This is a genomic window from Desulfovibrio sp. Fe33, assembly GCF_028532725.1.
Taxonomy (GTDB): Bacteria; Desulfobacterota; Desulfovibrionia; order Desulfovibrionales; family Desulfovibrionaceae; genus Pseudodesulfovibrio.
Genome location: NZ_JAQKGU010000014.1, coordinates 1 through 12,730 on the forward strand (window position 1 = coordinate 1; position 12,730 = coordinate 12,730).

The 12,730-nt window shown below is 60.2% G+C and carries 8 protein-coding genes; 5 read left to right on the top strand and 3 right to left on the bottom strand.

Annotated features, from left to right (window positions below; translation table 11 throughout):
* The coding region (locus tag PSN43_RS15105; RefSeq protein WP_272701570.1) for a VCBS domain-containing protein at positions 1–1,554 on the bottom strand (1,554 nt) is incomplete at its 3' end.
* Between the two features lie 724 nt (positions 1,555–2,278).
* On the opposite strand from PSN43_RS15105, the gene PSN43_RS15110 reads away from it, so the two are divergent.
* The 4 genes from PSN43_RS15110 (at position 2,279) to PSN43_RS15125 (ending at position 7,304) form a co-directional block, all read left to right on the top strand.
* Positions 2,279–4,276, top strand: coding sequence for a GNAT family N-acetyltransferase (locus PSN43_RS15110; RefSeq protein ID WP_272701571.1), 1,998 nt, complete (start codon positions 2,279–2,281; stop codon positions 4,274–4,276).
* Between the two features lie 10 nt (positions 4,277–4,286).
* Complete coding sequence (locus PSN43_RS15115; protein ID WP_272701572.1) at positions 4,287–4,898, top strand: SET domain-containing protein; 612 nt, start codon at positions 4,287–4,289, stop codon at positions 4,896–4,898.
* A 148-nt stretch (positions 4,899–5,046) separates the two neighbouring features.
* Positions 5,047–6,405 (top strand): dihydrolipoyl dehydrogenase family protein, encoded by a 1,359-nt coding sequence (locus PSN43_RS15120; RefSeq protein ID WP_272701573.1) that lies wholly within the window; start codon positions 5,047–5,049, stop codon positions 6,403–6,405.
* Positions 6,406–6,416: 11 nt separating this feature from the next.
* On the top strand, positions 6,417–7,304 hold the full coding sequence (locus tag PSN43_RS15125; RefSeq protein ID WP_272701574.1) for an Lcl C-terminal domain-containing protein: 888 nt from the start codon (positions 6,417–6,419) through the stop codon (positions 7,302–7,304).
* Positions 7,305–7,311: 7 nt separating this feature from the next.
* Here PSN43_RS15125 and PSN43_RS15130 read toward each other — a convergent pair whose 3' ends face one another.
* The gene (locus PSN43_RS15130; protein ID WP_272701575.1) at positions 7,312–10,662 is read right to left on the bottom strand and encodes a hybrid sensor histidine kinase/response regulator; all 3,351 of its coding nucleotides are present in this window, start codon (positions 10,660–10,662) and stop codon (positions 7,312–7,314) included.
* A 227-nt stretch (positions 10,663–10,889) separates the two neighbouring features.
* Between PSN43_RS15130 and PSN43_RS15135 the strand changes: the two genes are divergently transcribed.
* Positions 10,890–11,927: an HD-GYP domain-containing protein gene (locus PSN43_RS15135; protein WP_272701576.1), complete on the top strand. Its 1,038-nt coding sequence runs from the start codon at positions 10,890–10,892 to the stop codon at positions 11,925–11,927.
* A 12-nt stretch (positions 11,928–11,939) separates the two neighbouring features.
* Here PSN43_RS15135 and PSN43_RS15140 read toward each other — a convergent pair whose 3' ends face one another.
* Entirely contained in the window at positions 11,940–12,728 is a 789-nt protein-coding gene (locus tag PSN43_RS15140; protein WP_272701577.1) for a hypothetical protein, read from the bottom strand.
* Positions 12,729–12,730: the final 2 nt, after the last annotated feature.

A 12,730-nucleotide genomic window follows, 5' to 3' on the forward strand; every position in this document is an offset into this window, starting at 1 on the left:
GGGCGGGCTTCCTTCGCCGGAGTAGACGATGGATTCCACGGACAGTTCGTCGGGCGCGTTGTCCACGTCGCTGTCGTTGTCGAGCACGTTGCCGGAGACGGCATGTGCGGTTCCGTCATCCACCGTCTCGGTGAAGGCGTTGGTGTCGGCTATGGCCACCGGGCTGTCGTTGGACCCTATCAGCGGGATATGCAGATTGGCGTATGCGTACTTTTCGCCGTCCCAGATGGAGTAGCCGAAGTATTCCACCGGCTCGTCGCCGATGTTCAGCGGATCGGCCTTGGTCTGGTCCAGGGTGTACTCGTAGGAGCCGTCGGCATTGATGTTCAGGGTGCCGTAAGCGCCTTCAATCGTGAAGTTGCCGTTGGCGTCAGGGGTGTCTTCGTACTGATGGGTCCCGTGGCTGTATATGCTGGTTACGTTCAGCTCAATGAGGCCGTCGGGATCGGTCGGGACCTGGTCGGCGTAGGAAGGGGCGAGATCCTCGTACCCCACGTTGTCCACATCCGAGTCGTTGTGCAGAACGTTGCCGGAAACCGAGGCTATGCCCGCGACTATGCCGCCCTGCTCGATGACCTCGCCAGAGGTGTCGTCAAAGGCGTCCGGGGCGTCGTTGGTCCCGGTAATGGTGATTGTCAGGGTGGCGGCGTTGCTCTGGTTGCCGTCGGGATCAACCGCGGTATAATTGAACTGCTCCTGGACGATCTGTCCCTGCCGCAGTGGATCGGCCAGAGTCTCGTCCAATACATATTCATATGAGCCGTCGCTGAAGACGGTCAATGTGCCGTACAGGCCGTGAATCTGCGTTCCGGCATCCGTTACCTCGGCCGGGCCGGGGTTGTTCCCGGTGAAGTCCTGGCCGAGGAAATCGATGGTGCTGATCGAAAGATCTGTTTGAGCGCCATTGGTCTCCGGGTAATCGATGTCGTCATCGTCGTAGTCGTTGAGGAGCAGATTGCCGGAAGCCGTTTCGGGGTGTCCCGGATCTTCGTTGTTCCTGTCTCGGTTCGAGCCGCTTTCCACTACTTCGTTGACGTCGGGGAGGGCGGCCGGGGAAGCCGGAACCGGGGACGCTTCCAGCAAATCGATGTTCGGCGGATCGATGACCGGGAAAAGGTGCGAATCATATGCGTCGCCCTGGGGGCCGAGGGCGTCCAGTCCGGCGAACAGATTGCCGGGATCGTCGTTGTATTCGCCCGCGCCCGAACCGGAAGCTGCATCGCCTGCGGCCGTTTCCATGTCGGTTTCCGTCAGGGGGCGGTCGCTCTCGAAGGCGAAAAGATACATTCCGCCTTCGAGTTGCCTGCCGTCGAACATTTCCATTATGGGCAGGGTGCCTGCCACGGCCAACGGCAGGTAATCCAGGAGGACCACCTTGCCGCCGCTTTCGACGGTTATTTCCAAATTGTCGCCGTTTCCGATGAACTCGGCCTCCGAGAGGTCAAAGTCGAACCGTACCAATGAGTTCGCCGTAAGCTGATACGACGAGGTTTGGCCGGCACCGGGGAGTGATAGTCGAATCACCTGGGTCTGAGTGATGCGGGTGTCGGTCATAATTTCTCCTTTAGAAGTATGGAATCCAGTTGGGTTGCCCCTTTTGTTCTGGGGGTACATACATCTACGGGTGCAATATTATTTCGGTTACATAATTATATATAATTATTTCAATTGATTATTTTGTGGATAAAAATGTTGTCAATCTCCCGTCCGGTTTGAACGGCGGGAAGACTGAAAAACAAAATCTAGACTAATGAAGTATGGAATTGCCCATGTTTTTAACAATATGTTGTGGAAAAGAAATTCCATCTGTGCTGGTTTTTATATGCTGGGAATCAATATGTGGTAATAATTATCATCTTGAAATGGCGTAATTTTTCTTGGGGCAAATAAAAAAACGATTTTTTTCATGTCATGGGGACGAGAGCTGAATAAAATCCGTATTTCGCTTAAAACCGCGATTTTCCGCCATCTTTCATTTTAGGGGGTCAATCGCCGTCGAATGCCGTAGGAAGCAGTGGGGCGCATCGGGGGGCGGAATGGGCCGAGAAGCCGAGGTCGGACACGTTCATGCGGCAACGGTCTTGCTGGCTTAATTGGCTGTATTTATGATGTATTTTGTTTACAGATCAACGCCTCTTTCGTACCGTGCGGCGAATGTGGAAAAAGCGTCGCGGAACCCTCGTTTTTTCTGTTTACCGGCCCCGAAACCAGGTATATTGGAGGAGCATTCTCGGGCGTGAGATCGCGGCCCGGGTGGCCTGCAACATCGGGAGGCTTCATGAGCCTTGCGTGCGAGACGCCAGCCGTCTCCTTTACCTCCTCGTCCGTTCGCCCCGCGACACTGGACGACCTTCCCTTATTTGAGGCCTGCGAGCGTACGGGGTTCAACGAGAACCGACGAAGTTCGCGGGCCAGTCTGCGCCGCAGCATCACAAGTCCATCACAACTGGCCCTGGTTATCGAGGGCAAGGCCAAGCGCAGGAAGCCGGTTCCGGCCGGATGCGCCGTGGTCTTTCAGTACAAGCGCTCCCTGCGCGTCTATTCCCTGGCCATTCTCAGGGAGTTCAGAATGCTCGGCCTGGGCGAGGCGCTCGTCCGGCATATCGTGGAGTTCGCCGCCAGCCACGGGTATGAGCGCGTTTCTCTCGAAGCGGACATGAACAATCCCAAGCTGGTCAACTGGTACCGCAAGTTCGGTTTCGAGCCGGTGCGCAGCCTGTCGGACTACTACGGGCCGGGAGAACCCGCCGTGCGCATGGTCCTTTCGCCCACGGGCAGGCAGGGATCGCCGGAGAGCGTGGTCATTGTCGTGGAGGAGCCCGGCAGGATGCGGGACTGTTGCCCTGGGGTGCAGTTCTGCTCGGCCACCGACTATCTTGTCGACACCAACTACGCCGATTCCAACAGGTTCCATGTCCTGAACCTGTGCTCCTCCTACAAGACGCATTCCATGGGCTATTACGTTTCCCTGCTGGCTTCGGCCCGCAACCATCGCGTAACCCCCTCGGTCATGACCGTGAAGGACGTGACCACGCCCCTGGTCGCCCAGAGCCTGCTCGATGAGCTCAAGGACGCCATCAATCCCAAGCAGCTCCCGGACAAAGGGGAAATCCTGGAACTGACCATTATCCTCGGGCGTACCCCTGACCCTTGCCGTGCCGAACTGGCCCGCAAGCTTTTTTCCCTGTTTGCCATCCCGTTTTTCACCATCACGATGGAGTGGAGAGAGGAAGGGTGGAAGTTCCGCAAGGTCAAGCTTCTGCATCTCCGCCAAGTGGCGAACAAGCATCCCGCGCTTCTGCGCAGCGCGCTCGACGCGTTCTGCCTGAAGAAGCGGTACAACAGGCCGAAGCTCAAGAGCTACCAGTACGACCTCGCCATTCTGGCCGACGCGGCGGAACCCACTCCTCCCTCCAACGCCATGGCCCTGGAAAAGTTCCGCAAGGCCGCCGAGCGGGTGGGATTTTTCGTGGAGTTCATCACCAAAGCCGATCATCGGCGTATTTGCGAATTCGACGCCCTGTTCATCCGCGAAACCACGGCCATGGACAACCACACCTACGCCATGTCCCGGCACGCCTATACCGAGGGACTGGTGGTAGTGGACGATCCCTGGTCCATCATGCTTTGCTCCAACAAGGTCTATCTCCAGGAGCGCCTGGCCCACGCGGGCGTCACCCAGCCGCGGGGCTGGCATTTGACCCACAAGGAATGCAAGCCTTCGTTCCTGCGCACCCTGCCGCTGCCCCTGGTCCTGAAGCTGCCCGAGAGCTCCTTTTCCCTGGGCGTGTTCCGGGTGTCCACCATGGAGGAACTGACCGAGAAGCTGGCCGAAATGTTCCGGCATACGGATCTGGTCATCGCCCAGGAGTTTTTGGTCTCGGCCTACGACTGGCGCGTGGGGCTCCTGGACAACAAGCCTCTCTTCGCCTGCAAGTACTTCATGGCCAACAACCACTGGCAGATCTACAACTGGCAGGAGCCGGAGCAGGGCGATGATTTCAGCGGCCGGTCCGAGGCCGTGCCCGTGGACCAGGTCCCGTCCCACATCCTCAAGGCGGCGGTCCAGGCTTCGTCCCTCATCGGCAACGGCCTGTATGGCGTCGATCTCAAGGACATGGGCGGGAAGGCCTGCGTCATCGAGGTCAACGACAACCCCAACGTGGACGCGGGCATTGAGGATATCATTCTGGGCGACGAGCTTTACGAGCGCATCATGCGCTCCATCTACAATCGCATCGAGGCCGAGCGGCATCAGGTGCGCTACATCTATTAAAGAGGAATACGTGATCCATCCCCATACCAGGGTCCGGTCCGGGGACCCGGCCATCGGCGTCGGCGTGTTCGCCACCCAGCCCATCCCCAGGGGAACCGTCGTGGTGGTCCGCGACAGGTTTGATATCTGTCTTGACCGAGAAGCGTTTTTCGCTATGCCCGCGTCCGTGCGCGAGGCCATGGAAACGTACATGTACCACGACAAGTGCGGCAATCTGGTCCTGAGCTGGGACCATGCCCGCTATATGAACCACAACTGCCACCCGACCACCATGATGACCGATTACGGTTTGGAGATCGCGGTGCGCGACATCGACGCGGGCGAGGAACTCACCACCGAATACGGCCTGCTCAATGTGCAGGAGCCCTACGCCATCTGCTGCGGTTGCGAGGACTGCCGCAAGCGGCTGCGCATGGACGACATCGACGTGTACTGCGGCTGTTGGGACGAGCGCATCCGCGAGAGTCTCGCCCGCATTCCATGTGTGGACCAACCCCTGCTTCCCCTGTTGTCGGGGGAGGCCCGTTCGCGGCTGGACGAGTTCCTGTCGGGCCGGGCGGCCTATTCTTCGGTGCGCAACCTCAAGTGGCGGGCCGAACCGGAGTGCGCTCAAGGCGATTAGCTCGCCGAGTTTCGTTTTTCGCTGCGGGCGGGACGCTTCCGGGTGGGAGCGTCCCGCTCTTTACTTTACCGCCGAATATGCGAGGATGAAGGAGAACGGGTTCGTCATGGACGGGCCTTTACCAAGGAAATCAACCTGGAGCAGACCAGTGACCAAGCAGACGTATGATGTGATAGTGATCGGTTCCGGCCCGGCTGGGGGCATTGTCGCCCGCAAGCTCGGCGAGGCCGGACTCGACGTGGCCGTGGTGGAGAAGAACGGTTGGGGAGGGGCGTGCCCGCTGCGCGGCTGCGAGCCCAAGAAGACCCTGGCCGACACGGCTCACGAGATTCTTCGGGTGCGGGAGAAGACCGCCCACGGCGTGATCGGGAACGTGCGTGTGGACTGGCCTTCGCTCATGCGCTTCAAGCATTCGGTCATCGATCCCATCTCCGGCATGGTTTTCGACTCCTTTCACGGGCGCGGCGTGACCACGGTCCACGGCGAGGCCCGGTTCACCGGCCCGGATTCCGTGGAGGTGGAGGGCCTGGGGCGGCTTTCGGCGCGGCACATTGTCGTGGCGACCGGAGCCGCGTCCCGCAAGCTCGGCGTTCCGGGAGAGGACCTGCTGTTGACAAGCGATCAGTTTCTGGACCTGGAGACGCTGCCCGAATCCATGCTTTTCATCGGGGGCGGGTTCATTTCCTTCGAATTTGCCTGCATCGCCGCCGCGGCCGGGGTCAAGGCGACCATTCTGCACCGCAGCGGCAGGGTGCTCAAAGGCTTCGACGAGGTGTTGAGCCGCAAACTCATCAAGGCGATGCGCGACCAGGGCGTGGCCGTGCACGTGGATCATCCCGTCAAGGCGGTTGAGCCTTTCGAGGACGGGGTGCGGGTGATCGTCGCAGGCCCGGACGACGTGGAGATGTCGTTCGTCGCGGCCTCGGCCGTGTCCGGCGCGGGCCGCGTGCCTGATCTGGACGGTCTCGACCTGGACAAGGCGGGCGTCGAGGCGGTCAGGGGCGGCATCGTGGTGGACGAGTACATGCGCAGTCCCTCCAACCCGCATGTTTACGCTGCGGGCGACTGCGTGGAGCCCGGTCATCCCCTTACTCCGGTGGCCGCATTGCAGGCCGAGACGGTTGTCGGCAACATCCTGAAGGAAGGCTCGGTCAAATCGGACCTTTCGGGAACGGCCGGGGCCGTCTTCACCCACCCGACTCTTGCCTGCGCCGGTTTGCTGGAGGAGCAGGCGCGTGAGCAGGGATTGGATTTCAAGGTATACGAGGGCGATGCGGCCAAGTGGTCCGAGCATCAACGGCTCGGCATGGCCCATGCGGGCTACCGCATCCTGGTGGAGCGGGGAACGGGCCGCATCCTTGGAGCCCATTATCTCGGCGCTCATGCCGAGGAGGTGGCCAATATTTTCGGCATGGCCATCCGCCACGGCCTGACTCGCGAAGACCTCCTGGCCCAGCCGTGGGCTTATCCCTCCTTCGGCTATGCGGTGAGGTACATGCTGGGATGAGGCGGGCCGGCATGCCGTCCGCGCGGTTCTCTTTGAAGGGTGACGTTGTCACCGATACTGCCACCGGCCTGGTTTGGCCCCTGAACGCCCAACCCGCCGAAACCGGGTTGTCCTGGGCCGAGGCGTTCGGGTTCATCGAAAGCATGAACCGCGAGAACCGTTTCGGCCACTCGGATTGGCGGCTGCCCAATCGGCGCGAACTGTATTCCCTCGTGGATCACGCCGAGCGCGAACCGGCCCTGCCGCAGGATCATCCCTTCGAACGGGTTTGGGCGGGCCGGTATTGGACCTCCACGACTTCCGCCAGGGATTATTCCTATGCCTGGTGGGTGCAGTTCAGCGGCGGGCGGATGTTCTTCGGACGCAAGGCCGACGATGCGGTCGTCTGGCCTGTGCGCGGGACGTCCGCAACCTTGTGGGCCACCGGACAAAAAGGTTGCCACGATGTGAACGGGGCCCCCATGGACTGCGCCGGAACCGGGCAGGACGGGGCCTTGCGCATGGGACTCGCCTGGCCCGAACCGAGGTTTCGTGAAATCGGAGGCGATATAGAGGACCGGTTGACCGGATTTGTCTGGCAAAGGCGGGCCGACCTGGCCGGAAGAATGGTGGATAGGGAAACGGCGGGCCGGATCGTGGCCGAGGAAGCCGAACGGACCGGACAACCCTGGCGGCTGCCCGCCATTATGGAACTCGAGTCCCTGGCCGATTGTTCGCGGGCCGACCCGGCCCTGCCTGCGGATCACCCTTTCGAGAACGTGCGCGAAGCCTACTGGTCGGCCACGGACAGCGGGTACGACCCGGAGTGGTCGTTCTGCTTCTACATGCACAAGGGGGCTGTGGGCGTGGGGTTCAAGACGCGCCCCGAGTTTCATGTCTGGGCCGTGCGCACGGCCTGATTCCGGCTTATTCCTCTCCGGGCGGTTCTTCAATCGGGTTCGCGCCGTCTCGGCAGTGCGCCATGAGATCGCGAAGCCGGTCGCCTGCCGTGGAAAAATCGAACTGGTCTATGAGTCGGGACAGTTCGCGGGCATAGGCAGGGGCGTGTCTCGTCAGCCGTTCCCGTAGGGTTCGGAATTGTTTTTGGGCTTCGATGTCGTGTCTGTCGAGCAGGACAAGCAGGTCGTCGAGTTCGGACATCATGCGCTGGATTCCGTTGGACTCGATTCTATCGAGGTCGCCGTCCGGCATTTCGGGCTCTTCCGGCGGCCGAAGCGTTTCGCGGATGCCACTCGTCACCTGACGCAGTTCACGCGTCGTTTCCTCCAGGAGGAATTCCAGGTTGTCCCCGCTGTGAGCCAGGGCCTGCTCAAGTCCCGCCAACAGATTGTGCAGCCGGTCGGCTCCGATGTTCCCCGTTACGCCCTTGAGATTGTGGGCCACCGCGCGGCATTCCTCGAATCTTTCGGTCTCGGCGTGATCCAGCAGTTGTCGGAGCAGCCCGTCGCCGTCCTGGGCGAAGTCCATGAGCAGCTTTCGGTAGAGCCTGGCGTTGCCCCGCAATCTGGATATGGCGCGGGACATGTTCAGGCCCGAAATTCGGGGCAGGTCATCCTGCGTGTAGGAGGACGGCGGCGTGTGATCGGCAGGCGGATGCTGGGCACCCTCGCGTTCCGGCAGCCATTGAGACAGGGTCCGCATCAGCTCGTCCGGGTCGATGGGTTTGGTTACATGGTCGTTCATACCCGCCTGGAGGCTCTTTTCCCGGTCTCCCACCAGGGCGTGGGCGGTCATGGCGATGATCGGCAGTGACGTCTTGCCCCCGTCACGGATGGCCTTGACGGCCTGGAAACCGTCCATGACCGGCATTTGGATATCCATGAGCACCGCGTCGTAGTCCTCGGCAAGGGCCATCTGCGCGGCCTCCTTGCCGTTGTTGGCGATGGATACCATGATGTTCGCGCTTTCGAGTATCTCCCGGGCCACCTGCTGGTTGATTTCGTTGTCCTCCACCAGCAGGACATGCGCTCCGAGGAGATTGGCGGGCACCCCGGTCTGGTCCGGGCGCGGCGGTCTCTTTGGCGTGCCTCCCTCCCGCTCGCTGAGGGCCTCCATGATGGTGTCGAACAGAATCGAGCGGTTGAATGGCTTGAGCATGAACCCGTCTATACCGGCCGTTTCGGCCCGGTGGCGGATGGACTCCTGGCCGTAGGCCGTGAGCATGATGATCTTGGGCTTGCGCGTGATGGTGGTGTTCAGGCGGATGTGCCGGGACAATTTGATGCCGTCCATGTCCGGCATATTCCAGTCCGTGATGACCAGCTTGATCGGGTCGATCTTGTCCCATTTCTCGATCGTGTTCAGGGCGTCGATCGCGCAGGACGCTTCGTTGACCTTGAAGGTGAACGATTCGAGAATCTTGCACAGGACCATGCGCGACATTTTGCTGTCGTCCACCACCAGGACACGCAGCCCCTTGATTTCCGATGGATATTCGAGGGATTCGCGCGCGTGGTCGGGTTGCAGTCTGAAGGGAATCGTAAAGGAGAATTCGCTGCCTTTGCCCGGTTCGCTGGCCACGACCATATCGCCGCCCATCATTTCCACCAGCCGCTTGCTGATGGACAGCCCGAGGCCGGTTCCGCCGAACTGTCTGGAAATGGAGCCGTCGGCCTGGCTGAATGGATGGAACAATCCCTCCATGTGTTCCTGGCTGATACCGATGCCCGTATCCCGGACGCTGAATCGGATGACGGCCTTGTGCCCGTCCTGCTCCAGTAGTTCCGCTTGCAGGATGACTTCGCCCTTCTCGGTGAACTTGATGGCGTTGTTGGTCAGGTTGAGCAGTACCTGTCCAAGCCTGAGGGCGTCTCCCCTGAGCCGGTTGGGCACTGTGCTGCGGACCATGAGCAGAAACTCGATACCCTTTTGTTCCGCCGACAGGCCGAGCATGTTGATGATGTTGTTGAGCACGTCGTCCAGGAGGAAGTCCGTGTCCTCCACAGTCAGCCTGCCCGCCTCTATCTTGGAGAAATCCAGGATGTCGTTGATGATCCCGAGCAGGGCGTTGGCCGACAGGGATATCTTGGACAGGTAGTCCGATTGCTTCGCCGTCAGGTCTGTTCGCAGGGCGAGATGGGTCAACCCGATGACGGCGTTCATGGGTGTGCGGATTTCGTGGCTCATGCGGGCGAGGAAGTCGCTTTTGGCCCGGTTGGCTTCCTCCGCGGCTTGTCTGGCGGCCTCAAGTTCCCTGGCGCTGCGTTCGCGGACCGCGATGAATCGGGCGCGGGTCAGGCCTATGAATATGGACATCAGCGAGATGACGCCGAATATGACAATGTAGTGGCGGCGAACCGGCTTGATGCTGCTGCGGATGACGTCGGCCGAGGTGAGGCAGACGACCTTCCACTCATGGGAGCGGGTCACTTTGACCTCTGCTGCATTTTGGGGGGCAACGCGGATGGTGCTCACCGTGAAGATTCCTTCCCGGGTCGAAAACTGGCCGTCATTCAAGGATTTTATCCTGTTCCATATCTCAGGGTGTTCCACACTGAAGCAGATATCCTTCCGTTCGTCGTACATGAAGGCCCAGTTCTTTTCCGGTTGCGGCGAGGCCAGCCGGTATCCGTCCTCGTTGAGGAGGACGGTCGTGCTGTCAAGGGACTCCTTGTCGTCCTCAAGACGGTCGATGATCCTCTGGCCAAGGTAGTTGAGGATGGCGACGCCGATGCGGCATCCCGTGTCGTCGTAAACAGGAGTGGATATACGGATCATGGGCTTCAACGGCAGCTCGATCTTTCCGTTTTCGACGTTCAGGTCGAACCGGGACACGTATATCTCGCCGTTTTTCAGAGGCAGCGATTCCTGGAAATAATAGCGGTGAGACTTGTTTTGAAGCGCGTTCTGAGGGACCGGCGCGGGAGATCCGTTGTTGTAGTTGACTCGGATCAGCTCCATGCCCTCGTTGTCCAGGAGCCGCAATTGATCGTAGGCCTTGCTGATGGAGCTGAAGGTCAGGAGTTCCGTTTCGAGGTTGTTGCGGGCCTCGGTGTCCCGGAATTGAAGGAAGCGCAACGTCTCCACGTGGTTGGCCACCAGGTAGAGGTCAATGAACATGGTTTTGAGGTCCAGGTTGATGCTTTGGGCCATCATTTTGTTATGGAAGGATTCGTTCAGCTTGAGGGATGCTTCTATGGAGTTCGCTTCCTGCCTGTACAGGAAATAAAGCCCTGTTCCGGACAGCAGGGTCAGGAAAAGGACGGTCCCTACAAAACTGCGAAGGGCCAGCGAGGTATCGAAGAGGTGCTTCAGCATGGGGGTCGTTTCCGCGTTGAGTCCTATTGTTCCTGTTTGGAATTGCAATATCAGAAAACCTACTCATAACGTATTATAATTAACCCTTTTTGTTTTTTCCGCAACGGAGTCGCTTTATTGGCGTTATATTCTATTCATGGCTGGATTCGGGCTGATTATAATTGCCTGAGCATGTCCTAATCGTGATGATTGCGCATAGGTGGCTGTTGGAAAATATCGGAGGATATATGCCGGACAGGGGCAAACAGACTGTGCTGGTGGTGGACGATGTACCGGCGAATCTTGATCTGCTCGTGGAGACGCTGAAAGACGAGTATCGGGTGTTGGCCGCGCTCAACGGCCGGGAGGCGCTGGACATTGTCCGATCGAGTCCCCCGGACATCATTCTTCTGGACGTCATGATGCCCCACATGGACGGCTACACCGTCTGCCGGATGTTGAAGGCGGATATTCGATCCCGCAATATCCCGGTCATCTTCGTCACGGCCCGCGACCAGGAATCGGATCAGACCATGGGGTTCGAGGTGGGCGGCGTGGATTACATCACCAAGCCGATCAGTCCTGCCGTGGTTCTGGCCCGTGTGCGCACCCATATCGCCTTGCACAACCAGAGTCTGGACCTGGAGCGCAAGGTCGCCGAGCGTTCCCGTGATCTTTATGAGACCCGATTGCAGATCATCCGCAGGCTCTGCGTGGCCGCCGAATACAAGGACAGCGAGACCGGGCTGCATATCATCCGCATGAGCGGCTACTGCCGGGTCCTGGCCCGGGCGGCCGGGCTTGACCGGGAAGCCTCGGACCTCCTGTACAACGCCGCGCCCATGCACGACGTGGGCAAAATAGGCATCCCCGACCATATTCTCACCAAGCCTGCTCCGTTGGACCCCGACGAATGGGAGATCATGAAGACCCATACGACCATCGGGGCGAAGATTCTGGGCGAACACGACAATCGGCTTTTGGTCACGGCTCAGCGGATAGCCCTGACGCATCACGAACGTTGGGACGGATCAGGCTACCCCGCCGGGCTGGCCGGGGAGGATATTCCCGTTGAAGGACGCATAGTGGCCCTGGCCGACGTGTTTGACGCGCTGACTTCAACGCGGCCCTACAAGGCCGCCTGGCCCGTGGATGAGGCGAGCCGTTATATACGGGAACAGCGCGGCAAGCATTTCGACCCGCGTCTTGCGGATCACTTCCTCGACAACCTGGACGCCATACTCGAAATCAGGGAAAGCGTGGGCGACGACGTGGCCGCCGAATAGCCGTCCGCGGGGTCAGGCGTACCGTTTCCGGATCATCTTGAAGAGCGAAGGCTTGCGGTCGTATTGGTGTATCATGTGGGCCGGTCGACCGGCCTCGTTCAACACTTCGCCCATCTCGTTCACGGGCGGTTCTCCCCTGGTCTGGGCCAGGGTGAGGATCGGTCCCGCATTGTCGAACAGGGTCAGCCTGTCGAGGGCGCCCGTGTGGATCAGGTGGTTGTGTACCCCCTGGTCGTATCCGGCCATGCATTCGCCGGTGGACGGCGGCAGCAGGAGTTCGGTCATCCGTTTCAGATAGGCGGTCATGGATGCGTGGTCCGCCACGGTGGTCCCGGAGCATGACACGGGCCTGTCGGCGATGGCGTCGAGGGCTTCCCGACCCAGGTGTTCACGTACCCATCGGGCGTTGAAGGGACAGGAGCCCACCGTGGCCGAGCGGTCTTCAAGGGTGCAGCAGATGCCGTCCGGCCAGGGATAATCGAACGGGTCGCGCTGGAAGACGACGTCGCGCACGTCGGCGATGAGGATGCGTTCGTACTGTTCGGCGCAGGACGTCAGGTAATCCAGATACAGGAAATAGCGCAGGCCGTTGCAAGGGACTGCCTCCAGACCGGGCCGCCGCTCCATGGGCCTGAGCCGGGTTCCGTGGGCGCGGATGCGTTCTAGGTCCCGGGTGGTTTCCGAGACGAAGAAAACGAGATCGCCCGAATACGCCGCCCTGTCGAGGGAGGCGAGAAACGGGCGAACATCGCCGTAATGATAGCCTGCGGCCAGGCCGAGAATCAGGTTGCCGCGGTTCACGG